Annotated in this window: 24 protein-coding genes; 7 read left to right on the top strand and 17 right to left on the bottom strand. The window is 38.8% G+C overall.

Annotation, left to right across the window (positions count from 1 at the left end; genetic code table 11):
* Nucleotides 1–22: 22 nt before the first annotated feature.
* Both sppA and AWW73_RS12675 read left to right on the top strand, forming a co-directional pair.
* On the top strand, nucleotides 23–1,039 hold the full coding sequence (gene sppA / locus AWW73_RS12680) for a signal peptide peptidase SppA (RefSeq protein ID WP_016146163.1): 1,017 nt from the start codon (nucleotides 23–25) through the stop codon (nucleotides 1,037–1,039).
* Between the two features lie 23 nt (nucleotides 1,040–1,062).
* Nucleotides 1,063–1,863, top strand: coding sequence for an alpha/beta fold hydrolase (locus tag AWW73_RS12675; protein WP_016146162.1), 801 nt, complete (start codon nucleotides 1,063–1,065; stop codon nucleotides 1,861–1,863).
* Nucleotides 1,864–1,938: 75 nt separating this feature from the next.
* Here AWW73_RS12675 and purN read toward each other — a convergent pair whose 3' ends face one another.
* Nucleotides 1,939–2,568, bottom strand: coding sequence for a phosphoribosylglycinamide formyltransferase (gene purN / locus AWW73_RS12670; RefSeq protein WP_016146161.1), 630 nt, complete (start codon nucleotides 2,566–2,568; stop codon nucleotides 1,939–1,941).
* Nucleotides 2,565–3,635, bottom strand: a complete 1,071-nt coding sequence (gene purM / locus AWW73_RS12665; RefSeq protein ID WP_062849823.1) for a phosphoribosylformylglycinamidine cyclo-ligase — start codon at nucleotides 3,633–3,635, stop codon at nucleotides 2,565–2,567. Before purM ends, purN begins: the two co-directional genes overlap by 4 nt.
* A gap of 135 nt (nucleotides 3,636–3,770) precedes the next feature.
* Between purM and cxpE the strand changes: the two genes are divergently transcribed.
* The 4 genes from cxpE (at nucleotide 3,771) to AWW73_RS12645 (ending at nucleotide 10,316) form a co-directional block, all read left to right on the top strand.
* The gene (cxpE, locus tag AWW73_RS12660) at nucleotides 3,771–4,964 is read left to right on the top strand and encodes a chloramphenicol efflux transporter CxpE (protein ID WP_016146159.1); all 1,194 of its coding nucleotides are present in this window, start codon (nucleotides 3,771–3,773) and stop codon (nucleotides 4,962–4,964) included.
* 20 nt (nucleotides 4,965–4,984) lie between these two features.
* Entirely contained in the window at nucleotides 4,985–5,683 is a 699-nt protein-coding gene (gene hda, locus AWW73_RS12655) for a DnaA regulatory inactivator Hda (protein WP_002118656.1), read from the top strand.
* Between the two features lie 319 nt (nucleotides 5,684–6,002).
* The gene (gene rbtA, locus AWW73_RS12650; protein WP_081409614.1) at nucleotides 6,003–7,862 is read left to right on the top strand and encodes a rhombotarget A; all 1,860 of its coding nucleotides are present in this window, start codon (nucleotides 6,003–6,005) and stop codon (nucleotides 7,860–7,862) included.
* A gap of 18 nt (nucleotides 7,863–7,880) precedes the next feature.
* A complete protein-coding gene (locus AWW73_RS12645; RefSeq protein ID WP_062849821.1) occupies nucleotides 7,881–10,316 on the top strand; it encodes a CSLREA domain-containing protein in 2,436 nt (811 codons plus the stop codon).
* Nucleotides 10,317–10,418: 102 nt separating this feature from the next.
* On the opposite strand, the gene AWW73_RS12640 is transcribed toward AWW73_RS12645, so the two are convergent.
* The 5 genes from AWW73_RS12640 to AWW73_RS12620 form a co-directional block, all read right to left on the bottom strand.
* Complete coding sequence (locus tag AWW73_RS12640) at nucleotides 10,419–10,808, bottom strand: DUF3106 domain-containing protein (RefSeq protein ID WP_016140251.1); 390 nt, start codon at nucleotides 10,806–10,808, stop codon at nucleotides 10,419–10,421.
* Nucleotides 10,798–11,118 carry a hypothetical protein gene (locus AWW73_RS12635; protein ID WP_002118556.1) on the bottom strand — a complete coding sequence of 107 codons (321 nt, stop codon included), beginning with the start codon at nucleotides 11,116–11,118 and terminating at the stop codon, nucleotides 10,798–10,800. The genes AWW73_RS12640 and AWW73_RS12635 overlap by 11 nt, the downstream gene beginning before the upstream one ends.
* On the bottom strand, nucleotides 11,108–11,722 hold the full coding sequence (locus AWW73_RS12630) for an RNA polymerase sigma factor (protein WP_062849820.1): 615 nt from the start codon (nucleotides 11,720–11,722) through the stop codon (nucleotides 11,108–11,110). Before AWW73_RS12630 ends, AWW73_RS12635 begins: the two co-directional genes overlap by 11 nt.
* A gap of 159 nt (nucleotides 11,723–11,881) precedes the next feature.
* Nucleotides 11,882–12,658 carry a TrmH family RNA methyltransferase gene (locus AWW73_RS12625; RefSeq protein ID WP_016140253.1) on the bottom strand — a complete coding sequence of 259 codons (777 nt, stop codon included), beginning with the start codon at nucleotides 12,656–12,658 and terminating at the stop codon, nucleotides 11,882–11,884.
* Nucleotides 12,659–12,717: 59 nt separating this feature from the next.
* Complete coding sequence (locus AWW73_RS12620; RefSeq protein WP_062849819.1) at nucleotides 12,718–13,689, bottom strand: class 1 fructose-bisphosphatase; 972 nt, start codon at nucleotides 13,687–13,689, stop codon at nucleotides 12,718–12,720.
* Between the two features lie 185 nt (nucleotides 13,690–13,874).
* On the opposite strand from AWW73_RS12620, the gene AWW73_RS12615 reads away from it, so the two are divergent.
* Nucleotides 13,875–14,063, top strand: a complete 189-nt coding sequence (locus tag AWW73_RS12615; RefSeq protein ID WP_016146153.1) for an NF038105 family protein — start codon at nucleotides 13,875–13,877, stop codon at nucleotides 14,061–14,063.
* A 46-nt stretch (nucleotides 14,064–14,109) separates the two neighbouring features.
* Here the strand turns inward: AWW73_RS12615 and pal are convergent, their stop codons facing one another.
* From pal to AWW73_RS12565, 10 genes are all read right to left on the bottom strand, one after another.
* Entirely contained in the window at nucleotides 14,110–14,670 is a 561-nt protein-coding gene (gene pal / locus AWW73_RS12610) for a peptidoglycan-associated lipoprotein Pal (protein ID WP_002118513.1), read from the bottom strand.
* A 27-nt stretch (nucleotides 14,671–14,697) separates the two neighbouring features.
* Nucleotides 14,698–15,978 carry a Tol-Pal system beta propeller repeat protein TolB gene (gene tolB, locus AWW73_RS12605; protein WP_016146152.1) on the bottom strand — a complete coding sequence of 427 codons (1,281 nt, stop codon included), beginning with the start codon at nucleotides 15,976–15,978 and terminating at the stop codon, nucleotides 14,698–14,700.
* Nucleotides 15,979–16,071: 93 nt separating this feature from the next.
* Nucleotides 16,072–17,475: a cell envelope integrity protein TolA gene (gene tolA / locus AWW73_RS12600; protein ID WP_062849818.1), complete on the bottom strand. Its 1,404-nt coding sequence runs from the start codon at nucleotides 17,473–17,475 to the stop codon at nucleotides 16,072–16,074.
* A 3-nt stretch (nucleotides 17,476–17,478) separates the two neighbouring features.
* On the bottom strand, nucleotides 17,479–17,931 hold the full coding sequence (gene tolR / locus AWW73_RS12595) for a protein TolR (protein WP_016146149.1): 453 nt from the start codon (nucleotides 17,929–17,931) through the stop codon (nucleotides 17,479–17,481).
* Nucleotides 17,931–18,629: a protein TolQ gene (tolQ, locus tag AWW73_RS12590; protein WP_016140259.1), complete on the bottom strand. Its 699-nt coding sequence runs from the start codon at nucleotides 18,627–18,629 to the stop codon at nucleotides 17,931–17,933. Before tolQ ends, tolR begins: the two co-directional genes overlap by 1 nt.
* A 24-nt stretch (nucleotides 18,630–18,653) precedes the next feature.
* A complete protein-coding gene (ybgC, locus tag AWW73_RS12585) occupies nucleotides 18,654–19,061 on the bottom strand; it encodes a tol-pal system-associated acyl-CoA thioesterase (RefSeq protein ID WP_001273591.1) in 408 nt (135 codons plus the stop codon).
* 211 nt (nucleotides 19,062–19,272) lie between these two features.
* Nucleotides 19,273–20,607: a M20 family metallopeptidase gene (locus AWW73_RS12580; protein WP_062849817.1), complete on the bottom strand. Its 1,335-nt coding sequence runs from the start codon at nucleotides 20,605–20,607 to the stop codon at nucleotides 19,273–19,275.
* 204 nt (nucleotides 20,608–20,811) lie between these two features.
* A complete protein-coding gene (gene ruvB / locus AWW73_RS12575; protein WP_002052424.1) occupies nucleotides 20,812–21,816 on the bottom strand; it encodes a Holliday junction branch migration DNA helicase RuvB in 1,005 nt (334 codons plus the stop codon).
* Between the two features lie 7 nt (nucleotides 21,817–21,823).
* Nucleotides 21,824–22,423, bottom strand: a complete 600-nt coding sequence (ruvA, locus tag AWW73_RS12570; RefSeq protein WP_062849816.1) for a Holliday junction branch migration protein RuvA — start codon at nucleotides 22,421–22,423, stop codon at nucleotides 21,824–21,826.
* A gap of 93 nt (nucleotides 22,424–22,516) precedes the next feature.
* On the bottom strand, nucleotides 22,517–23,857 hold the full coding sequence (locus AWW73_RS12565; protein ID WP_061875443.1) for a deoxyguanosinetriphosphate triphosphohydrolase: 1,341 nt from the start codon (nucleotides 23,855–23,857) through the stop codon (nucleotides 22,517–22,519).
* Between the last annotated feature and the right edge of the window lie 149 nt (nucleotides 23,858–24,006).

The raw sequence follows: 24,006 nt of genomic DNA, 5'->3' as shown, positions 1-24,006 counted from the left end.
GATTGATTTGGATTGGAATTTTATGTCCGATTGGCCACCAAAACCACAAAATGAACCTATAATCCCTAAACAAAATGGACCGGAATGGCAAATTCTTGAGAAGGCTGTACTTGCTTCAGTAGAAGAGCAACGCCGTAGTCGTCGTTGGGGTATCTTCTTTAAAACATTAACTTTTATTTATTTACTATTCATTATTGTACTCATGGGTAAAGGCTGTTCAACCAGCAAAGAAGGCTCTGCTGTAAGTAGCAGTAGTGCTCATTTGGCAGTGGTGGACATTATTGGAACAATTGATTCTTCAAGCAATCAAGCGGTAAATAGTGAAGATACCAATAAAGCGCTTAAACGTGCTTTTGAAGCCTCAAATAGTAAGGCTGTTGCACTTAACATTAACTCACCTGGCGGTTCTCCAGTTCAGTCTGATGAAATCTGGCAGGAAATTCGTTATTTGAAAAAACAGCACCCTGATAAGAAAGTTTATGCCGTTATTGGTGATATGGGGGCATCGGGTGCGTACTATATCGCTTCTGCTGCGGATGAGATTATTGTCAATCCATCAAGTTTAGTGGGTTCAATTGGTGTCATCATGCCTAATTATGGAATTACTGGTTTAGCTCAGAAGCTCGGTATTGAAGACCGCACTTTAACTGCCGGAACGAATAAAGACATTTTAAGTATGACAAAACCGATTGATCCTGCTCAAAAGCAACATATTCAATCTGTGCTTGATAATGTTCATACTCACTTTATCACTGCAGTTAAAGAAGGACGTGGTAAGCGCTTGAAATCGAATGATCCTGCTATTTTTTCTGGCTTATTCTGGACTGGTGAACAAGCTATTCAATTAGGTGTTGCTGACCGTTCAGGTAATATTACGAGCTTGATGCGTGAACTAAACCTTGATAATAAAGTTGACTACACAATTGAGCGCAACCCATTACAATCCATTTTAGGTCGTATGGGTGCACAAATTGGGCAAGGGGTAAGTGAATCTATTGTTCAAGAAGTGCAAACTCGTCAAAGCGCAAAATTACAATAAATCTGTATTTTTAGGATAGCGGTATGTCAATGAAACCAGTTATACACTTTGCTCATGCCAATGGCGTACCATCAAAAGTGTATCAAAAACTGTTTGACCAGTTGAAAGGGGAATATGATGTTATTTATGTTCCCTTGATTGGTCCTGATAAGCGCTATCCAGTGACGAATCATTGGCCTGCTTTGGTTGATCAGGTTATTGATAGTATTGTGCGTCAGGCGAAAGGGCGTAAAGTCATTGGACTAGGTCACTCTCTTGGTTCGGTCCTAACGCTGATGGCATCCTTTCGACGCCCTGAACTTTTTTCTCAAGTTATTATGTTAGACCCGCCTCTTATTTTAGGACGATATTCATTTGCTTTTCATATGGCAAAATTATTTCGTCCTAAACTAGTGGATGCAATGACGCCAGCTGGCTTATCTGCACGTCGTCGTGAACATTGGGAATCGAGAGAGCAGGCGGCTGAATTACTACGTCCTAAAGGATTCTACAAAGATTTTGATGAAGATTGTTTTCAAGCTTATATTGATTATGCTTTGAAAGAGGATTCGGTTCGCGGTGGAGTAACTTTAACGATTTCTCGTGAAGATGAAGTTGCAATTTTCCGTAAAAATCCTTCTTGGTGGTGGCTGCCTATGCCAAAACCTAAGATGCCTGTGCATTTAGTTGTGGGTAAAGGAAGTGATTTCTTAAAAAGAGGCTTTCCTCAAATGGCAAAGCGAAAAATGGGAATCCCATTTACTGTGGTTGAAGGGGGCCATATGTTCCCTCTAGAGCATCCTATTGATACAGTAAATTCTATAAAGAAATTGATTCATTATTAATTAAATTAATTTAAAGCTTATAAAAAAGGACATGCCAGCATGTCCTTTTTTATTTTTGTTTGTTAGTAAAATACTTTACCAACTTGCAAAACGAATAGGGTGTTCAAGAACTTGATTACGGAAATAGGCTTGCCCATCTTTCCATGTAAGTTGACCGTTACATAACCACTCTGCTACTTGTGGGTAGATAAAGTGCTCAAGTGCATGCACTCGATTTGCTAATGAAGTGGCAGTATCATGTTCTTTAACTGAAATAGCGGATTGGGCAATTGATTGACCAGAATCCAGTTCAGCCGTTACAAAGTGCACGGTGCAACCATGTAAACGATCACCTGTATTTAAAACACGTTGGTGAGTATTTACACCTTTGTAGGCAGGAAGAAGCGAAGGATGTATATTCAGCATTTTTCCTTGCCATTTATTGACAAAGGCTGGTGTTAAAATACGCATGAAGCCAGCTAAAATAACCACATCTACTTGCCAAGCTAAGAGTTGCTGATGCATTGCTTCATCAAACACTTCGCGGGTTGGAAAGTCTTTATGGGAGATAACAGCGGTAGCAATATTGGCTTTTTGAGCGCGCTCTAGGGCATAAGCATCTGCTTTATTAGACAGTACACCTACAATTTGCCCTGATAGATTTGCATCTATCAAGGCTTGTAAATTACTACCGTTCCCAGAGACTAGAACAGCAATTTTTATCATGCAAAGATCACACGGATTTTTTCGTCTGCGCCTTCCACTGATTCAGCATTTTCTTGGATATGTCCAATTTTCCAAGCTTTTTCGCCTTGAGCATTAAGTACTTCAATTGTTTTTTCAGCATCATTTGCATCAACAGCAATGACCATACCTACACCACAGTTAAAAGTACGGTACATTTCAAAGCGTTCTACATTGCCTTCGCGTTGTAGAAGTTGGAACAATTCAGGCCATACCCAAGAAGATTCATCAATAACTGCTTGTGCACCATTTGGTAATACACGAGGTAAGTTACCTGGTAAACCACCACCCGTAATGTGCGCCATAGCATGAACATCAACTTGTTTGCAGAGTTCAAGAACCGGTTTTACATAAATACGAGTTGGTTCCATTGCCACATCAGCAAGAGGACGTCCATCAATTGTTTGAGTTAAATCAACGTTTTTAACATCTAAAATTTTACGTAGTAATGAGTAACCATTAGAGTGAGCACCACTTGATGCAACACCAATAAGTACGTCACCAGACTTTACTTTAGAGCCATCAATAATTTTGCTTTGCTCAACAACACCAACGGCAAAACCAGCAAGATCGTAATCTTCACCTTCATACATGCCTGGCATTTCTGCGGTTTCACCACCTACAAGTGCGCAACCTGCAAGCTCACAACCTTTACCAATACCAGTAACAACATTTGCAGCAACGTCAACATTTAAGTGACCAGTCGCATAATAATCAAGGAAGAATAATGGTTCTGCACCACAAACTAAAAGGTCATTTACACACATAGCCACAAGGTCTTGGCCGATTGTGTCATGACGATTAAGATTAAGTGCCAAACGTAATTTAGTTCCTACACCATCGGTTCCAGAAACTAAAACAGGCTCTTCATAACCTTTAGGAATTTTGCATAGTGCACCAAAGCCACCAAGCCCGCCCATTACTTCAGGACGACTTGTACGTTTAGCGACTGACTTGATACGATCGACCAGTGCGTCGCCCGCTTCAATGTCAACACCCGCATCTTTGTAGCTTAAACCGGTATTTGGGGTAGAAGTTGAGTTGCTCATAAATGAAGTCTCCGCATTGGCGGCAGATTATAACCTGAATATACGAAACTCTTATGTTATTTATGCTCGAAAATGCTATCTTTAATAAAAATATTTTTTCATTTATAACGATTAAATCAAAAAAGGCTAGATTTTATGCAAGATCGTATACTGCGCCGTATTTTTTTACTCGCAGGTATTGTATTGCTGGTATGGGTGTTGTACTTACTCAAGCCTGTAGTCATTCCTTTTATCGGTGCTTTTTTCCTGGCTTATTTATTCAGTCCACTTGTTGACGTGCTGGTAAAAATGAAATTGCCTCGCTGGTTAGCAATTAGCGTGGTATTCGTCGGAATAGGCGTAACCTTAACTATTGCACTTTGGTATTTGGTTCCACTCATCTGGAAACAATTAGTTTATGCCCGCGATAGTATTCCAGCAGGTATTCACTGGATTAATGCTACCTTTTTACCTTGGGTATCTTCGACATTTAATGTCCAGCAAATGGAAATTGACACAGAGCAGTTGTCTAAAGCTGTGATGGAGTATGTCCAAACAAATTATAGTGCAGACAGCATTCAGGCAGTGTTATTAAAATTAGCTCAATCTGGTTTGAATTTTATTCAGATTGGTGGAACGGTTGTTTTAATTCCTATTATTGCTTTCTATTTCTTGCTCGATTGGGAACGTATGTTACAAAACTTACGTCGTCTCATTCCACGTCCATATGAAGCAACTACCTTACAGATCGTTGGTGAATGCCATAGCGTTTTAGGGGCATTTGTTAAAGGTCAGTTTCTAGTCATGCTATTACTCGGCATAGTCTATGCAGTTGGCTTACAGCTCATTGGTTTGGAAGTTGGTTTGATTATTGGTATGGTGGCTGGTCTTGCCAGTATTATTCCTTATTTAGGCTTTGCCGTAGGTATTATTGCAGCTGTTATAGCTAGCTTGTTCCAGTTCGGCTTGGATTGGGTACATTTATTACTCGTCGGTATAGTTTTTATGGTTGGTCAAGCGGTAGAGGGCTATATTCTACAACCATTCCTATTGGGCGATAAAATTGGTTTATCTCCTGTAGCGGTGGTTTTTGCAGTATTGGCAGGAGCTCAGCTTGCAGGTTTCTTGGGAATGTTAATTGCATTGCCGGTGGCAGCCGTTATTGTAGTGTTGTTAAAACACTTAAGAGATAACTACGAAAGAAGCTCACTTTATGCTCCACCTTCTACATTAGTAATCCAACATGGCGATATTGAGCAAATTCATGTACAAACTGAAAGCACTAAGCTTGATCTTGAAGTTAAAACACAGCAAGATACAGATGAACTGAAATCCCCTAACCAGAAATAATTTCAAGGTTAATTCAATATATGCGTCAACTCCAACTGGATATAGAACCTCAACTTGATGCCCGAATCAGTGATTTTTCGGGACCGGGTTGGGGGCATGTAGTCGATGCCGTGCGTCAACTCCATGCTGGTCTGGTGAGTAGGTTTTATATTTACGGTGGAGCGGGGACGGGGAAGAGTCATTTACTTTCTGCAATTTGTGATTCTTATTTAGAAATAGGCAAATCTGCGATTAAAGTATCTTTGCTTGAACTTCTTGATGCACCTATTGAAGCAATTACCTCTTTAGAACATTATGATCTTGTCGCTTTAGATGATATTGAATCGATTAGTGGTGTGCCTCACTGGCAAAAAGCTGTTTTCCATTTAATGAATAATCATGAAGGACAACTGGTATTTTCCTCGCGTGTGGCACCGATCGAATTAAAGCTTGAATTGCCAGACTTACAATCACGACTTACACAAGCCGTTAGTGTAAAAGTGCCGAGTGGAAGTTTATATGCAGATCGTTATGCCTTGGTGACATCTGTAATGGCTAGACGTGGTATCCACTTTGATCAACAGATTGTTGATTACCTGTTATTACATGGTCCTCATCAAGCTTCTCTTTTATTGCAAACTGTTGCTCAGTTAGAAAAACTGCTCAAAGGCGAAAAAACAAAACTTTCTAATGCGACTTTAAGGCAAATTTACGCTTTGATTGATGAGTATCAACAATAAGTTTCTTTAACTTAAGTTTGCTGTTTTGACTAAATTTATTTCAAACAATAAAAAATGGCTTTCTAGATATAAGTTTTTTCATTTCAGAATAGTTATATTTATAACTGCTAATTTTTTTAAGAAGCTATTTTTTCGTATTTAAAAAACTTTTTTAAACGTATGAAGCTTTTTGTAACCTAGCTCAAAAATGACTCTATAGACCGACCAAAATGTCTTGAGAATTTCTACTTCCTGTGACAAAGTACGCACAAAGGATGCGATTGCAAAAGCGGAAATTTTGCAATATTGACAAAGAAAAATGAAAAAAAGATGTAAGGAGATGGGTATGCTCAAACGGAGCATTGCTTTTGCTTTATTGGCTATTGCTGGACACGCTTATTCTGCCGATATTCAAGTTACAACTACAACTGATGAAGATGTTGATAACACAGTCTGTTCATTACGTGAAGCAATACAATTTCTAAAATATCGTGCATCTTCCAATGCTGCTGATGTTGAAAAGTATGCAAATGGTTACAATGGTTGCGGAAATAAAGATGCTTCATCAAATATTATTTTGCAGCGTGATAAAGAATATACTTTAAATAAAAGTATAGTAATTACTGTTCCTGTAGCTATTAGTACCGCAAAAAATGATTCTACTCTTGTTGAGGAAGGAGCACCCAACTCTCATAATGCAACGATTAAAATGATAGGTACGGATCAACTATTCCGTATAGATGATGATAGTGTTGAAAAAGCTTCTTTTACAGTTTTGTTTGTTGATGTCAATTTAAAAGGTGCTGGCTCAAAGAGTGTAATACCTCAAGGTAACGGTGGATTAATTTATAATCATGAACAATTGGTGATTCAAAATTCGCGTTTAATGGACGGTTATGCAACAAACGGGGGAGCCATTTATAACGCTGGTAATTTATCAAATACTACAAAAACAGCGGGTTCGGTAACTATTATTAATAGCCTAATGCAGAATAATAAAGCAAGTCAGGGAGGCGTTTTATATAGTGATATGCCACTTTATTATATTAGTCGCTCTGTAGTGCGTGATAATGAAGTGACCGCAGCAAATGGTGGACTATTTCATGCTGAAACTAAATTTGCAGATGAAAGTACAGGGGGGTACTTAACCTCTCGTATTATTGGTTTGAGTAATAGTACGATTTTTCATAATAAGGGTAGTTTTATTGCCAATGTCCGTGATGGAATGGTTGTAAATAATATTACGATGATAAAAAACGTGGGAGGTTTATTTTTTGATGCTCCACAGGGTAATGCTTCAGTCTCTAACAGTATTTTAATAGGTAATACAACAAACTGTAAGGCATCTGCAACAGATAAAACGATTGTGCAAAGTAATTTAGTAACAACGGAATGTAACCGTAATGCTTCAGCAGAGTTACCAAATATTATATATCCTGCAAGCGAAAAACTAATTGCTGGAAATGCAGATGAAGGAACTTGTGATGTACCACCAGCAGATGGATTGCTATGTCCATATTCAACACCAAGTGATAGTTTTTTAGGATTCTTTAAACCTCGTGTTTTAGATAAATATACTAGTCTTTCACAATCTTTGTTAATTAACAAAGGTCGTTTATATAGTGATGGAACTTCTGTCGGTTTGGCGAGTTGTGAAAAGCAAGATCAACGTGGAAAGAATCGAAGTGGTTATGATGAGTTATGTGATTTAGGGGCGATTGAATTAATTACCAACCGCGATGATATTAGTACACATGGTCAAGACATTAAATATGGCGAAATTGCCAAATTTAATATTGCCGATGTGGTAGGTGATGGTGAGTTAGTTTCTCCACAAACATGTGAAAAAATGTTTGGAAAAAGAACAGATGGTAAGGTTTGGCAGTCAGGCTGTATGAAGATTGTTCAAACAAGTACACCATCTAAAGGAACTTTATCTATCGATGCTCAGGGTAACTTAACTTATGTTCCAAATGGAAACTGGCATGGAGCAGATGTATTTAATCTCTTGGTTGTTACTACTACCACACGTTTTAATGATGCTGCGGATGTTTATTTAACAATTCCAGTTCAAATTGTGCAAGATCCGCCATCAGGTATTGAAGATAAATCCGTAAGCACGGGTGGCGGGGGAAGTGTAGGTGGTGGTTTAGTTTTAGGTCTATTTGGCTTAATTGCTTTAAGACGTTTAAAGTCATAATCAAGGATGATGAAGGCTATGAAAAATTATAAAAAGGCTTTTTTAGCATTAGCTGTGATTGCTGCAATGCCATTATTTGCAGATACAACGACTGGAAGAATTGATGTTACAACTTTTGATGATGAAGATGGTGACAATACGAATGCCTGCTCATTGCGTGAAGCAATAAAGACAGCTGAGTTGCGTAAATCGTATGGTGGATGCACGGTTATTGATACACGTGAAACTACACAAAAATCTATTCAGCTTCAATCTGGAACTTATACTTTAACCAAGGAATTAGTACCAAATGCAAATATTGCTATTTTTGGAGCTGATCCCGTAGATTGGCAGAAAAAAAGCGTATTAACCAATGATTATCCCGCACAGCTTGACTTACAAACACGTATTAATGCTCAAGGTAAATCACGTATTTTCAATACGACTACTTATAAACAGCCCTTAAGCTTAAATAATGTAATTCTTGAAAATGGCCTCACAACTGGTCAGGGGGGAGCGATTTATGCTGGTGCTGATATTGCTTTGCAAAATAGCCAGATTCTATCATCTCGGGCAACAAGCGGCGGAGCAATTTATTTAGCTTCACCTAATATTACTTTGTCAGTAAATCATTCTTTACTGAAAGGCAATAACGCAACACAAGGCAGTGTTTTATCAATGGGATGTTTTAGTGACACTGTCTATGCACCCCGTACTATTACTCTCACATCAAATAGTATTGTGAATAATGGAAATACAGCTTCAACAAGTACATTTGAGTTTTGTGGGAAACCTACTGCGACGTTATCTGTTAATACTATTGCAAAAAATATAGCAAATAGTACTAATGGCAGTATTATCAAGTTTACTGGTGATACTAATAATCCAGCCAATTCATCAAGTATTTTAAGTTCAAGTAGTAGTTTAGTACTCTTAAATAATACAGTTGTTGAAAACAGCGCGAATAGTATTTTCCTCTACGACAAACTAGGCGCAAAAAAGTTAAGTTTTAACGTACTCGCTTATAATACTGGAAGTTATGCCTGTAAATATCTTTTAGGTGCGGTAGCAGAGGAAAAGAATGTAGGTTTAACGCTGAGTTTCAATGCGCTTGATTGGAAATCGGCGACAGCAAAATGTGACGTTCCTAAAGAATCTTTACCTGATGGACAGACCAATGTTGATATCAGTACACAATCATTTAGTAATCTACTAAGTCCTTTAGTAGAACCAGCAACAGCTTATACTGGGTTCCTACCTATTTATTATCCAAAAAATATTTCTTCTAATATAGATTTAATTGATGTTGATCAAGATAGTAAAGGAAGCTGTGCCACAATTGACCAACGTGGTTTAAACCGTCTGACAGACGGTACATCATATTACCAATCGGGAAGTCGCAATAGCTGTGATATTGGTTCCGTTGAGTTAATGAAACTCACTTCAGGTGACTTAGAGGATGTTAGTAATATTTCATTAACAACTTTAATTGATACTTATCAACAAAATTATGATTTATTTGATAATTATATTAAAGACCCTAAGACACCTTCTAACTTTATTACTTATTATAAAGTACGTTTAGCTGAGTTTAAGAATCTAATTGATACCACTAAGGCAAATCTCAAATATCGAGCGATTTATCTTGATTTAAAGAACTACGATTTACCTTTACCGGCTGAAGATGCTAATCATGTGCTGAAATTCTTCAACACAACTGACTATCGTATTACAACCGAGCCATTAGGTATTGGAGCGCTTGATGATAAATATGATGCTCAACAAGTTAAAGATTTATCTGACAAAGACAAGGTATTCTGTGAGTGGAATAGTACTTTACAACAAATTGTTTTTTATCGCAAAGACGATATCGTGACTCAAGCTGGTACCTATGCTTATTGCAAATATACAATTACAACAGCTGATAATAAATTAAGCTCAAGCGGTCTGATAAAAGCTCGTTTTAATAATATTGAACCAGTTTCTGGCGATGGAACAATTACATTTAAATATCTTGCAAATGAAACTATTCCATTGAATTTGCTTAAATATGCGAATGATGATGGTGATGGGCCTGTAAATACACTTTTAAAGCCAAAATCACAATTTTGGGTAAATGAAGATGGTGTTGAGTTGCCAATTTATTTACCGAGCAAAACATCGAAAGATGGTATTTTTAAAGTGGTTAAGGCTGATCGTGAAGGACCATGTCCGAAAGATGATAAGGATAAGATTTGTTATGGTGGAAATATCTATATTCAGGCAAATAGTGTATTTAATACTTTTAATGATTCGTTAAGTTATAATGTTTATGACGCTGATGGGAAAATCTCACCTAAAGCTGGCACAATTAACCTTGTAAGTACTGCTACTACTACAGACGATACACGTGGTGGGGGCGGAGGTGGTAGCCTCGGAATTTTATCTTTGGCATCCTTACTAGGTTTACTAGCTTATAGACGTTATCGTAAATAAACTCAAAGAATAAAAAAGCCTCCAATCGGAGGCTTTTTATAAGAAATGAAATCAAAATAATTAAGTGATTAGATTTCACCTATTTGATAACTCAACAATAACTTAGTGTTCTAAATACTTGTTCATATATTCTTCACGAATAGCTGTTCTTTCTTCACCATTCGCTTTAAGCATACGCTCACGTAAGTCTTTACGTTCTTGTGTACTCATCTTTTGCCAAGCTTCACGCATTTTTTGTTTTTCAGCTTCAGGAAGTTGAGTAAACCAGTCCATGCGTTGCTGTAAGTTATTACTCTGATTTGCTGGTAACTCTTTTAAACTCTGGTAACGTTTAATGACTGCACGTTGCTCTTCTTCAGAAAGAGCATCCCATGTGTCATCCACTTGTGCATTGGCATCTTTAGAAAAAATCCAAAAGCGTTCAAAACCTGCAAAACTTGTCTGCAAGAAACTTAATGAACACAGGATAAGCGCTAATTTTTTAGCTGCCATGTTGTACTTTATCCTCACCCAACACCATTAACATCTCTAAATCTTCCACCATTTGTGGAGATAATTTAGGATTTACGATCACTTGATTTTGTGGCTTATCCACAATTTCGACTGAATTTGGCAGAATTACAAAACCTGTAATTGCTGCAGCAAGTGCGAAACCAGTCATTTTCCAGACACTATAATAAGAGGCTGGTTTTTGTTGAATATGGTCAAGCACATGATTCATGACCACTGTTTTATTTTTATGATGATCTGCCAAACTATCAAGTTTGGAGGTCACCTTTTTAGTGAAATCATCATGATTCATCAGAACCTCCCGAGGGATTTAAATGTGCCAAGTATTCTCTAAGTCCCTGAATTGCTCGGTGATAATGGGTTTTCACACTACCTTCGGTACAGTTCATGATCTGAGCTGTTGTATGGGTGTCAAACCCTTCCCACGCACGTAACATAAATGCCTGTTGTTGACGAACAGGTAGTTTTTCAATCGCTTCCCGAATTTCCTCTATCGTTACCGCTTGATCTAGAAAATCTGCAGGATTAATAGCTTTTTCATCAACTACATCGATAATTTCGTCGTCGTCATTATCCAGACTAACTTTTTTGAAGAATGAAAATGGGTTTGCTCTACGAGATTCTTTGCGGCGCCAATCCTGAAGTTTGTTATTCAAAATAGTATAAAACAGGGGATACCATTCCTCAGTACTTTTATCGGCATAAGATTTGTGTAAAGCAATAAATGCTTCTTGAACCAAATCCATCGCAATACCTTGTTGACCTTGGGTAGCACTCTCCATCATCACCAAAGCACGACCAGTAACATCTTGCATGAAAACTTTCAGGCGTTGCTCAGCCGTGCTGGCATGAGCACTAGATGTTTCCGATCGAGACTTTTTCGGTGCTAAATCCATGGAGATGGAAAATCCTGTCATTGGACATACCCACCTTATCTTCAATATATCTCTTATATAACGTTGAAAAGAGGTGGGAGGTTGACAACAATCGGTTATTTTTTACTAGTGTAATTGATTTTTTTCACAAATATGTGAGATGTAAAATAAATTAACGTTTTATTGGCGTTGGCGGACCATCTCAAAAAAACAAATAGATCCTGCAATTGCCACATTTAATGACTCTTGTCCACCCGGTTGGGGAATAGTCACTGATTGTGCGTGATCTAATGCGTAATCACTAGCGCCTTGACCTTCGTTTCCTAAAATCCAGACACACGGCTTTGAAAGGTCTTTTGAATAAAGACTCGTTGAGCGATGAGAGCTTGTAACAAAAACTGGAATTTGGAATTTTGGAAGGATATCTGTCAGCTGGAAGTTTTCAAAACAATGTAAGCTAAAATGAGCGCCCATACCCGCTCTTAAAACTCGTGGTGACCAAAGGGATGCAGAGCCTTGTGTGCAAATGATTTGTTTAATATTTGCTGCTGCTGCTGAACGTAGTAAAGTACCTACGTTACCTGGATCCTGAATATTTTCAAGAATTAAGGTATCTACCTTATAGTCGATAGTAGATGCAGTTTTAGGCAGGTCAATAATAGCTAAACAAGGTAAACTCGTACCTAATGTACTCAAATCTCTGTATAAAACTTCGCTAATAACAAAGATATGACCTTGATGCAGTTCAATTATTTTTTTTAAATCTTCGTGTTCTAATGCCTGTTCAGTCGTAAATAAAGAAAAAATCTTCTTTTGCTGTTGTAACCAAGCTAAACAAAGATGAGTGCCTTCAAGAACGGTTTGTTGGTGCTTTTTTCGGGCGTTACTGAGTTCGATTAATCCACGCAAATGTTTAATCTTTGCATTGTCTTTTGATTCTAAAAAAATAACCGCCATAAGAAAATATCCAACAAAAGGGCACCATCATACTATGATGCCCTAAGTAATTAAAATTATTAGTGGTAGCTTGTTACGCGTTCAACTTCATTTTTAGAACCAATGATGACAGGAACACGTTGGTGAAGCTCGGTTGGTTCAATATCTAAAATACGAACACGGCCTGTAGTTGATGCACCACCAGCTTGTTCAATGAGCATACTCATTGGATTTGCTTCATACATTAAGCGTAAACGACCTGCTTTTTTCGGATCTTTTAAGTCATATGGATAAAGGAAAATACCACTACGACATAAAATACGGTGAATATCACCCACCATACATGCGACCCAGCGCATATTGAAATCTTTTCCGCGAACAGAGGTTTTGCCTGCAAGTAATTCATCAATATATTGTTTTACAGGATTTTCCCAATGACGTTGGTTCGATGCGTTAATTGCAAACTCTTGAGTATCTGCTGCAACTTGAACATTGTCAGTTGTGAGTAAGAAAGTTTGAGTTTCTGGGTCTAAAGTAAAGAATGCTACGCCATTTCCAACTGTTAAAGCCATCATAGTTGATGGACCATAAAGTACATAACCCGCAGCAACTTGTTGTGTACCAGCTTGCATGAAATCTTCTGCTTGTGTTACTGCATTTTTTGCAGGAAGGATAGAGAAAATTGTGCCTACACACATGTTGATATCGATATTGCTTGAGCCATCTAATGGATCAAATAAAACCAGATATTCACCATTTTCTTGTGCAGGGGTGAAATCATCAAGCTCTTCAGAAGCGAGACCACCCACATGTTGATGCACTTTTAAAGCATCAATTAAGTAGTCATTAGAAATTACATCTAGTTTTTTTTGTGTTTCACCTTGAACATTTTCATTGCCAGCACTACCTAAAATACCAGCGAGTGCACCTTTTTGTAAGGCTTGATCGATCGTTTTACAAGTAGTGGCAATAGTATCGATGACTTGAGCCAACTCAGGTGTTAGATTCCCTTTTTGTTGTTGTAAAAATTGGGACAAAGTGAGGTTGGACATAAAAAAAGCTCCTGTGCTTCAAGCATCAAAATGAGTCAGATAAATACGTGGCATATTCTAGATGAGAATGTCACAAAATAAAAATTATCTTACTTTATTTGTGTTGGATTTATGCTTACAAGCTCCCAATTAAAATGGTATGTTGATTGCATCACAAAGGACTGTATATTTGTAGGAGAATCGAAATGACAACGAAGAAGTTTGATGCGACCCCCACGGCAGGTGAACCAATCAATCTAGATGAAATTTCGAAAGAAAATGTTCAGGAAGCTTGGAAAGACTACGAGGCAAAACCTGAATATAAAGACTTTAATAAGCATGATCTGATTGAGTCCATGCAACATACTGAAGAAGAAAAGAAATCTTCTAAGTAATAAAAAAACGCTCATATTATTATGAGCGTTTTTTTATGCATATCCCTTATTTTAATAAAGGAGGGACTGCTTCGTAATTAATTTCAACACGGCGGTTTTCTTTCCACGCTGATTCATCATGTCCTGCATTAACAGGAGCTTCTTTACCATAACTTACAGCTTCAAGTTGCTGCGGGTTTACGCCATTGGTAATTAAATAGCTTTGTACAGCTTTAGCACGACGCTCACCTAAAGCCATATTGTATTCACGTGTACCACGTTCATCTGTATGGCCTGTTAATGCGACTTTGGAATTTGCATTTGCGATAAGGAACTGAGCGTGAGCTTGAAGTGTTTGGTAGTCTTCAGTAGATAAATCGCTGCTGTCATAATCAAAGTGAACAACGCGTTTAGCCAAAGCCGCTTTATTTGCTTCAGTTACACCTTTAGATGAAGCACCTGCCAAATTTTGAGCATTTAATGCAGCATCTTCACTTAAACCAGAAGTGTTTACCGTGCTTGGATTTGTACCAGTCGTGGTCGTCGCTGCAGGTTTACGGCTAGCACAGCCTGTCATTACGAGTGCTACGCTAAGAAAGGGTAGAGCTAAATATTTGATTGATTTCATGATCATCTCCGTCAATGGAATTAAAAGTTATTTTGGTGCCCAGGCTGGTTCACGTACTTCACCTTGTTCGCTTGGTAAATTCATACGGAAACGTCCATCAGTAGACATAATAGACAACAAGCCACGGTTGCCTTCACGAGTTGCGTAGACCACCATTTGCCCATTTGGTGAGAAACTTGGTGATTCATCTAAACTGGTTGGGGTAAGAATATTGGTGATGCCAGTATTAATGTCTTGAATTGCAACTTTATAACTACTGCCACTTGGGCGATGAACAAGTGCAATCTTTTTGCCATCTGCACTTAAAGTTCCGCGTGCATTAAATGAGCCTTTAAATGTCAAACGCTTTACTGAGCCATCAGCAAAGTTATAACGATAAATTTGGGCTGAGCCACCACGGTCAGAAGTGAAAATAAAAGATTTTCCATCTGGTGTATAACGTGCTTCGGTATCAATTGCCGAGTCATTTGTCATGCGTTTGACTTGGCGTGTTGATAAATCCATTTGATAGATTTCAGGGTTACCATTCATCGATGCTGTAAACAGCATTGATTGGCCATCTGGTGAGAAACTTGGCGCGCCGTTTAGGCCTCTAAAACTGGTAAGTACTTCACGTGTTCCAGTTGATAAATCTTGTAAATAAATTGCTGGACGTTTAGTTTCAAAAGAAACATAAGCAATTTTTTTGGCATCGGGTGTCCATGCCGGAGAAAGAATTGGATCACGGGATGATAAAACAGTCTTTGGTTGTTCACCATCCGTATCTGCAATTTGTAGGGTATAACGCTCCGCAGGTGTTGCAGGGTTTCTTAATACATAAGCAATACGGCCGCTAAAGTCACCTGGAATACCAGTAAGCGCTTGATAAATAGCATCACTTACCATATGACCAGCTTGACGTATGCGTGAAGCAGGTACATTTAAAAGCTCATTTAAAATGTATTGTTGCTTTTGTACATCATAAAGTTGGTAGTGAACTTCAAAACCTGTCGCTGTTTGTTTAATTTGTCCAGTAACTACATATGGAATACCAGCAGTTTGCCAGTCAGAAGCTTGAATCTGATTGATTGCAGCATTGGCAGGCAAATTTTTAGATGAACTTGTAAAGCGCCCAGAACGGTTTAAGTCTGTTTCAACAATAGGATAGAGCCCATTGTCATTGGTAAACGGGACAATAGCAATTTTGGGTGCCTGATCTGGTGCTTTGGCAATTTCCAGATATAACTGGGCAAAAGCAGTGGTGGAAGCAATAGGGCTTAAGGCAGTGATCAGTGCTAAAGATAGCAGGTGTTTGCGGCTCGTATTCATAAGTTTAAAGTCATATCAGGTATTTTTGTGACTGTTGATTTTGTAGCATAGTTACATGCCTTAAACTATTTAAAGCATGTAACTCTTTCAAAATTATTGCGCTCTAAATGTAGAGCTAACACTTCTTGCTTCACGCCTTGCATCTGGATCTGATGGCATAGGATATGGTGCTGCGGCTTGAATTGCAGCTTTAATACTTGCGTCTAAGGCATCATCACCGCTTGAACGCGTGATCACAATAGAGTTAACGCTTCCCGAATCGGAGAGGGTAAAACGTACACCAACTGTTTTACCGCTACTACCAGTTGGAACATCCCAAGAGCGTCGAATTTTTTGTTCAAAATCTCGTCTAGCTGAAGAAGCAACTTTTTTAGCTTCAGCTTTCTTTTGAGCTGCTTCTTCTTGTGCTTTTTGAGCAGATGCAGCTTTTGCTTCGGCCTCCGCTTCAGCTTTACGCTTAGCATCGTCAGCAGCTTTTTGCTTGGCTTTAGCATCAGCCTCAGCTTTGCGTTTAGCATCGTCAGCAGCTTTTTGCTGTTTTGCTTTGGCATCGGCTTCAGCTTTACGTTTAGCATCGTCAGCAGCTTTTTGTTGCTTAGCTTTCGCATCGGCTTCAGCTTTACGTTTAGCATCGTCAGCAGCTTTTTGTTGCTTAGCTTTCGCATCGGCTTCAGCTTTACGTTTAGCATCGTCATTAGCTTTTTGCTGTTTAGCTTTAGCAGCAGCTTCAGCTTTGCGTTTAGTGTCATCGGCAGCTTTTTGCTGCTTGGCTTTAGCATCTGCTTCAGCTTTGCGTTTAGCGTCATCGGCAGTTTTTTGCTGTTTAGCTTTAGCATCAGCTTCGGCTTTTCGCTTAGCTTCTTGTTGTGCTTGAAGCTTAGCATTTTCGGCCTTTTGAGCTTCACGTTTTAATTTTGCATCAGCCTCAGCTTTACGTTTAGCGTCTTCAGCAGCTTTACTAGCTTCACTTTGCTCTTGCTTAGCTTTAGCATCTGCTTGAGCTTTTGCCGTTTGTTCGGCCTTACGCTTTTGTTCGGCTTCTGATTTTGCTTTAGCTTCAGCCTGCTGTTTTTGTATTTCCTCTACGCGTTGCTGTTCTGCTGCTTGCTTCGCTTTTGCAGCTTCTTCAGCTTTACGCTTTTGTTCAGCTAACTTGGCTTGCTGGGCCTGTTCGGCCTTTTGCTTTTGAGCAGCAAGTTGTTGAGCTGTTGGAGGAGGAGGTACAACTGGAAGATTTTGAGGTAGTGTTTCATCCACAATAGGGGATAATACCTCTTTTGCTTCATTCGTAGCTGTAGTCTCTTGTTCAATTTCTTTGGCTAAAGGAGGGGGTAAATCTTCTGGCTTAACTAAAATAGTTGTTAGCTTTTTTGGCTGTTCAGGTGGTTTACTCAAGCCTAAAAAAAGCAAGCCAACAATGGCAATTGCATGAACTCCGAGTGTAAAGCTCAATGCAATCGCATTTTGTTTAAAGGGCGGCTTTTGATTTTTGTTCATAGCTTATTTTAAAGGCTCTGTCAGAAGGCCAACTTGAGTTAAACCTGCTTCTTGTAAACTCGCCATCAATGATACGACTTCTCCATAAGGACGAGACTTATCACCATTGACTAAAACTGTGAGTTGTTTGTTTTCTTGTTCAGCTTGTTTTTGAGCATCGCTTAAAACTGCTTCGAGTTTTTCACGAGATAATGGTTCATTATCTTTGTAATCTTCATATTGAAGATAAATATTGCCATCTTTGCCAATGGTTACCATGGCTGGCATATCTTTTGATTCGATTGGATGGTTATTTGCTTGAGGTAAATCAACCTTGATACCACTGGTAATCATAGGAGCAGTGACCATAAAAATAACCAAAAGCACGAGCATAACGTCAATATAAGGTACGACGTTCATATCACTTTTTAATGGTTTTTTTATGCGCTCAAAGCGCCCTGAACGCTGAATTGCCATTATGCATCTTCCTGTGATGAACCCACAGATTGACGTTGCAACAATGCAATCATCTCTTCAGCAAACAAAGCACGATCAGAATAAACACTTTCACTTTTAGCAGTGAAGTGGTTAAAAGCCAATACGGCAGGAATTGCAGCAAATAAACCAATTGCGGTTGCAATAAGGGCTTCGGCAATACCTGGTGCAACAGTTGCAAGAGTTACTTGATCAACGGCAGCCAAACCGATAAAGGCATTCATAATACCCCAAACGGTGCCGAATAGACCGATGTAAGGTGCTACAGAACCAATACTTGCTAAAGTCCCTAAACCATATTCTAAATGGCTCTGATCACGACTTAAACCTACACGCAAAATACGTTCAGTGCCTTCAATTGTTTGTGAAACAGGAGCCTGACGTTTTTTGAGTTTAAAAAATTCGCTCAAACCTTGATAAAAAATATCTTCAAGACCTGAGCGCTTTGAGTTGAGTTGAGCGTTGTTGTATAGCGTATTGAGTTCAGCACCAGACCAGAACATTTTTTGGAAATGTTCATCGTCTTGATGTGCTTTTTTATAACTCATATGTAACTTGGCAATCAGATACCAACTAAAGATCGATGCTAACAATAAAATTAGCATGACCAACTGAACGACTGGACTTGCTTGTAAAATAAGGTCAGAAATATGCAGGGTTGATTCAATGTTTGTTGCCATAGGTTACATATGCCGGTTGTTTTTTTAGTCTTGTTCCAATTCTTTACGAATAAGATCACGTATTTCTTCTGGAAGACGACGAGGCATTAAGTCTTTACTTAAACATGCCAACTCAACCTCACCAGAAGCAAGCAAGATTTCACCACGATAAATATTTTGTTGCAACACAAATGACGCAGCTTTACATGAAACTACACGTGCTGTAACAGTAATTAAATCATCCATTAAAATAGGACGCATATATTTTACGTCAATTTTATATACGACGAAGTTGTAGTCTTTTTGGTGCCAGTAATGATCAACGCCAGCAGCGCGGAGCCATTCGGTACGGGTACGTTCCATATAGCGAATATGGTTGGCATGGTAAACAATACCACCTGCGTCCGTATCTTCAATATAAACACGAATGTTGAATTCAAAATGATTCGCCATGAGAGTATTCCGTTTTAGTTCACTATAGAGCTTTATATTTAAAATATGGCTTTGAATAAAACATTAGCTCTACTCAAAAGCCATATCTATACTTTTAAATACGGGGCAGTTTAGCAGATTGCATACTAAGTCCTATGGCACAACCTTTCAATTGCGACTGCTGTATTTCTAATCACAAAGCGGCGAACTCTATGGCTAGCATGGTTTTAAGTTAAGAGGGCTTCCATGCGTTTTGAACTTGTTTTGATATATTCGGATAATCTAATACGAATCTTACATGTAGTTCGGTTCCTGTTTTTAAGGCCTTATTATCTACAATAAAGTAAGGATTATGATTAGGTGCAGCTTGGCTCAAGTCTTGATTTTCTGGTGTTGCACCTAAGAAAACAAAGAATGAAGGCATTAATTTTCCATAATAAGCAAAATCTTCACTTGCGCTCTCATTATGGTCCAAAACATGCAATTTTGAATCTCCAACAACTTTGGCTAACGTAGGTTGAATAAATTGAGTAAGCGCCTTGTCATTCATAGTTACTGGAGCATAAGGCGCAATTTCAACTTTAGCAGTTACGTCATTGGCTTGAGCGTTATGCTCTATCATGGCTGGTAAGCTTTTTAAGATATTTGCCCGTATCTGTTCGTTGTTAGAGCGAATAGTCCCGATCATATTGACCTGTTCAGGAATCACATTGCCTGCCGTACCGCCTTGAATATTGCCAATACTAACTACACCCATGCCTTTAGTTAGATCGGTCCTGCGGCTAATAAGACTCTGTAAATTATTAATTATTTGTGCCGATGCATAAATCGGATCTCTGCCTAACCACGGCGTCGAACCATGCACCTGCTTGCCGTTGACCTGAATGCGTAAGTGGTCTGCACTATTTAAAATAGCACCATCCTTGTAATAAAGGTGCCCACTTTTCATGCCTGCTATGACATGCATTCCAAATATAGCTTCTGGTTTATAGTCTTTAAAGGCACCATCTGCAATCATTTTTCTTGAACCGATTTGATCACCTTGTGTGAAGTTATCTATATCTGCTCCACCTTCTTCAGCAGGTTGGAAAACAAAGACGACGGTACCCGATATTTTATCTTTATTGGCTGCTAGAATTTTTGCTGCACCTAATAGCATTGCAGTGTGTGCATCATGCCCACAAGCATGCATGACGTAAGTTTCTTTACCTTGATAAATTGCTTTTTGTTTACTCGCAAAGGGAACACCACTTTTTTCTTCCATAGGTAGTGCATCCATATCGGCTCTAAGTGCAATGATAGGGCCAGGTTTATTGCCTTTTAAAATACCTATTACGCCTGTTTTTGCATAACCTGTTTTGACCTGAATGCCATAAGACTTCAATTCTTTTTGAATCAGTGCAGATGTTTTAAATTCCATATTGCCTAGTTCAGGATGTTCATGAATATGTTGTCTTAATTGAATAACCTGATTTTCATTTTGTTGTGCTGCATCTTTTACCCAATCTGCTAGGCTTAGCTGGCTCATTAGAACGAGTGGCAAAAATAAAGCGGTTTTTTTATACATATCCTTATCCTAAAAATATTATTGTTCATAAGATTTACTATCTTGATTTCTTATAATTCAGTTTTTAAAAATATTAAAAAATCAATAAGGTATAAAGAAAGACTTAAAAGGTATAGAATGGCTAATTTATTGATAAGAAAATTATTATTTTAATTAGATAGCGCGATTGAATTAAAAAAGGAAGAGAAAATTCTCTTCCTTTGGTTAGTTTTTAGGCTCAGGTGGCGTCATTCCAAACTGTAAATAAGATTGGTTGGTTGCGATTCGACCTCGTGCAGTACGCATGACATAACCTTGTTGAATTAAGTAAGGTTCAATCACATCTTCAAGTGTGCCGCTATCTTCAGCCATCGCTGCTGCAAGAGCTTCAACTCCAGCAGGGCCACCATCAAAACGCTCTAGTAACATGCTCAAATAACGTCGGTCTAGGGTATCTAGGCCAGCTTTATCAACATTGAGCATATCAAGCGCACGCTGTGCCATTTCATGGGTCACTTCGCCTGTGCCTTTCACTTGTGCATAGTCACGAACACGTCGTAATAAACGGTTGGCGATACGAGGGGTTCCGCGCGATCGACGTGCTACTTCTTCTGCGCCTTCAACTGTAATGGGTACATCCATGAGGTTTGCAGAGCGTGACACAATGTGAGTTAAGTCTTCTACAGAGTAAAACTCAAGACGTTGCACAATACCAAAACGGTCACGTAATGGTGAGGTCAACAAGCCCGCACGTGTAGTCGCTGCAACAAGTGTAAAAGGGGGTAAATCGAGTTTAATTGAACGAGCAGCAGGGCCTTCACCAATCATGATATCGAGTTGGTAATCTTCCATCGCTGGATACAGAATTTCTTCAATCACTGGTGAAAGACGATGAATTTCATCAATAAATAAAACATCGCCTTCTTCAAGATTGGTGAGCATTGCCGCTAAATCGCCCGCACGCTCTAATACAGGTCCTGATGTCGATTTAAGATTGCCACCCATTTCACGGGCAATAATATTAGCAAGAGTAGTTTTACCCAAACCCGGCGGACCAAAAATCAGTGTGTGGTCGAGAGCTTCACCACGACCACGAGCAGCGCCAATGAAAATTTCCATTTGCTCGCGTACGACTGGTTGCCCAATATAGTCGGCAAGAGAAGTTGGTCGAATAGCCCGATCAAAATGATCTTCTGGTTTTTCTGTTCCACTGATTAGACGGTCTTGCATAAGTGTTTTACTTCATCATGGATTTAAGAGCAGCACGAATAATATCGGCTGATTCTGTGTAATCGGCTTTAACCGCAGCTACAGCTTTTTGTGCTTCAAGTGGCTTATAACCTAAAGATTGCAACGCAGCTTCTGCCTCTGCGACAGGAGAGTTTGCAGCAAATTGAATTTGAGGCATAGTCGCTGCAGTTGAAGTGCCTTGAGCTAATGTTTTAAAGCGATCACGAAGTTCAATCATTAAACGTTCAGCTGTTTTTTTGCCAACACCCGGAACTTTGACCAGCGTATTAATATCATCATGTTCAATAGTGTGAACCAATAACGCAACACTTAGCGTCGATAAAATACCCAATGCCATTTTGGGACCAACACCGTTTACTTTTAATAAGGTACGGAAAATAGTTTTTTCTTGAGCATCACTAAAACCATAGAGCTGTTGTGCATCTTCACGGACAACCAAATGCGTCCATAACGTAACTTTTTGGCCTTTTTGTAATTGGCAAAATGTTGAAAGTGGCGTATCAATTTCATAACCCACACCATTTACATTCAGTAAAACGGTAGGGGCTTCTAGGGCAAACACTTCGCCAATTAAACATCCGATCATAGCGTAATTTCACTTATTCATAACTGTAAATCTGGTCGTTCTAAAATGAATTGAAAACGACACTGGTTTTATTTCTTTCTATATCAAGCCAGCTTAAAACAAGCCAATTTTATTACCTTGCAACTCTTGCGCCAAGCTATAAGCCTGATGATCTGAGAACTTACTAATAATATCGAGTACTTGCATGATATTGCTGTAGTGATTATTGCTAAAGTTAGCACCATATAGGTTAAGGATAGACATTAAACGTTGTTCTTTAAAGCTTAAAGATTTATGCGGCGTTGTAAGTGGTACAAATGCATCCAAAATCGTTTGTAAACTTTGATGGGCAATAATTTCTAAACCAGATTTTTGTGGGTGCTCAAAAATTTTGTCACGTGCCAGATTCTTGGCAGTTTCGATACCTTTTGCAATATCGGGTGAACAATATTGCAAAAGGTTGCCTTTAAGTTGACCTGTAATGATTTCATAATGATGTTTGGCAAAAGCCGTAGTCACTTCATCAACAAGACGTTTCATGACTCGACCACGTAATGCTGAGATTTTTTGTTGCCATGTACTACTTGGATGCGATAACTCTTCAGGTTGGCCATAGTCAGCAATAAGATTTAAGAAAATGGGTTCAACTTCTTGGTAAGTCAACATATTTAAGACAATGCCATCTTCTAAATCAATGAGGGCATAACAAATGTCATCAGCGGCTTCTAGTAAATAGGTGAGCGGATGGCGGCAATAATGATATTCACCGAGTTGAATCAGCCCAAGCTGTTCAGCGATCTGTTTTAAAATTTCTTTTTCAGATTGATAACAACCAAACTTTGCTCTCTGATGTGAAGGTCGATCACCTTGTGAAGCAATTGTTTTTGAAAGCCACGGATACTTTAAATAAGCGCCTAAAGTTGCATAAGTTAAACGCATACCTCCATCATCTGGATGATAATCAATGCGGCTTAATAAACGTAATCCTTGAGCATTACCTTCAAATTGGCGAACATCGGCTTCTTCTTCGGGACTTAGTTTTTTTAAAAAATCATCATGTGATGCATCATCGAACCATTCGCGAATCGCATATTCACCTGCGTGACCGAAAGGCGGGTTACCAATATCGTGTGCAAGGCAGGCTGCTTGAATAATTGCACCGACATCGGCAGGGGAAATCCAGACGGGTAATTCATTTTTAATTTTTTCTGCGGCAAGCATACCCATTGAGCGGCCAATACAGGAAACTTCAAGTGAGTGGGTTAAACGGGTATGAATACCATCGTGTTGTGCGAGTGGGTGAACTTGCGTCTTACGGTTTAACTGACGAAAACTTTGAGAAAATATAATGCGATCATAATCTTTATGGAATGGGCTACGAGCCAGTTCTGTACTACTTTTTTTGCTACCTAAACGAACTGCGGAAAGCAGCTCTAACCAACGCATTTGTTCCATTTATCATTATTCAAAACTATAAAGCTTGATCATGCCAAAAAAAACTTAAAAGCACTAGCTTGGTGCGACATAGTTTGTCTTAGTTCAGGTTTTATTATGTTATTGAATAAACATGAAACAATTTATTTTTAGCGAGAATGACTAAAAAA

Source organism: Acinetobacter lactucae, from assembly GCF_001605885.1.
GTDB classification, from domain to species: domain Bacteria; phylum Pseudomonadota; class Gammaproteobacteria; order Pseudomonadales; family Moraxellaceae; genus Acinetobacter; species Acinetobacter lactucae.
This window is presented reverse-complemented; position numbering and strand designations above follow the sequence as displayed.

What these genes read in the sequence shown, in the direction of transcription:
- sppA (WP_016146163.1), top strand. Translation starts at nt 23, where the DNA reads ATGTCCGATTGGCCACCAAAACCACAAAATGAACCTATAATCCCTAAA.
- AWW73_RS12675 (WP_016146162.1), top strand. Translation starts at nt 1,063, where the DNA reads ATGTCAATGAAACCAGTTATACACTTTGCTCATGCCAATGGCGTACCA.
- purN (WP_016146161.1), bottom strand. Translation starts at nt 2,568, where the DNA reads ATGATAAAAATTGCTGTTCTAGTCTCTGGGAACGGTAGTAATTTACAA.
- purM (WP_062849823.1), bottom strand. Translation starts at nt 3,635, where the DNA reads ATGAGCAACTCAACTTCTACCCCAAATACCGGTTTAAGCTACAAAGAT.
- cxpE (WP_016146159.1), top strand. Translation starts at nt 3,771, where the DNA reads ATGCAAGATCGTATACTGCGCCGTATTTTTTTACTCGCAGGTATTGTA.
- hda (WP_002118656.1), top strand. Translation starts at nt 4,985, where the DNA reads ATGCGTCAACTCCAACTGGATATAGAACCTCAACTTGATGCCCGAATC.
- rbtA (WP_081409614.1), top strand. Translation starts at nt 6,003, where the DNA reads ATGGGTATGCTCAAACGGAGCATTGCTTTTGCTTTATTGGCTATTGCT.
- AWW73_RS12645 (WP_062849821.1), top strand. Translation starts at nt 7,881, where the DNA reads ATGAAAAATTATAAAAAGGCTTTTTTAGCATTAGCTGTGATTGCTGCA.
- AWW73_RS12640 (WP_016140251.1), bottom strand. Translation starts at nt 10,808, where the DNA reads ATGGCAGCTAAAAAATTAGCGCTTATCCTGTGTTCATTAAGTTTCTTG.
- AWW73_RS12635 (WP_002118556.1), bottom strand. Translation starts at nt 11,118, where the DNA reads ATGAATCATGATGATTTCACTAAAAAGGTGACCTCCAAACTTGATAGT.
- AWW73_RS12630 (WP_062849820.1), bottom strand. Translation starts at nt 11,722, where the DNA reads ATGGATTTAGCACCGAAAAAGTCTCGATCGGAAACATCTAGTGCTCAT.
- AWW73_RS12625 (WP_016140253.1), bottom strand. Translation starts at nt 12,658, where the DNA reads ATGGCGGTTATTTTTTTAGAATCAAAAGACAATGCAAAGATTAAACAT.
- AWW73_RS12620 (WP_062849819.1), bottom strand. Translation starts at nt 13,689, where the DNA reads ATGTCCAACCTCACTTTGTCCCAATTTTTACAACAACAAAAAGGGAAT.
- AWW73_RS12615 (WP_016146153.1), top strand. Translation starts at nt 13,875, where the DNA reads ATGACAACGAAGAAGTTTGATGCGACCCCCACGGCAGGTGAACCAATC.
- pal (WP_002118513.1), bottom strand. Translation starts at nt 14,670, where the DNA reads ATGAAATCAATCAAATATTTAGCTCTACCCTTTCTTAGCGTAGCACTC.
- tolB (WP_016146152.1), bottom strand. Translation starts at nt 15,978, where the DNA reads ATGAATACGAGCCGCAAACACCTGCTATCTTTAGCACTGATCACTGCC.
- tolA (WP_062849818.1), bottom strand. Translation starts at nt 17,475, where the DNA reads ATGAACAAAAATCAAAAGCCGCCCTTTAAACAAAATGCGATTGCATTG.
- tolR (WP_016146149.1), bottom strand. Translation starts at nt 17,931, where the DNA reads ATGGCAATTCAGCGTTCAGGGCGCTTTGAGCGCATAAAAAAACCATTA.
- tolQ (WP_016140259.1), bottom strand. Translation starts at nt 18,629, where the DNA reads ATGGCAACAAACATTGAATCAACCCTGCATATTTCTGACCTTATTTTA.
- ybgC (WP_001273591.1), bottom strand. Translation starts at nt 19,061, where the DNA reads ATGGCGAATCATTTTGAATTCAACATTCGTGTTTATATTGAAGATACG.
- AWW73_RS12580 (WP_062849817.1), bottom strand. Translation starts at nt 20,607, where the DNA reads ATGTATAAAAAAACCGCTTTATTTTTGCCACTCGTTCTAATGAGCCAG.
- ruvB (WP_002052424.1), bottom strand. Translation starts at nt 21,816, where the DNA reads ATGCAAGACCGTCTAATCAGTGGAACAGAAAAACCAGAAGATCATTTT.
- ruvA (WP_062849816.1), bottom strand. Translation starts at nt 22,423, where the DNA reads ATGATCGGATGTTTAATTGGCGAAGTGTTTGCCCTAGAAGCCCCTACC.
- AWW73_RS12565 (WP_061875443.1), bottom strand. Translation starts at nt 23,857, where the DNA reads ATGGAACAAATGCGTTGGTTAGAGCTGCTTTCCGCAGTTCGTTTAGGT.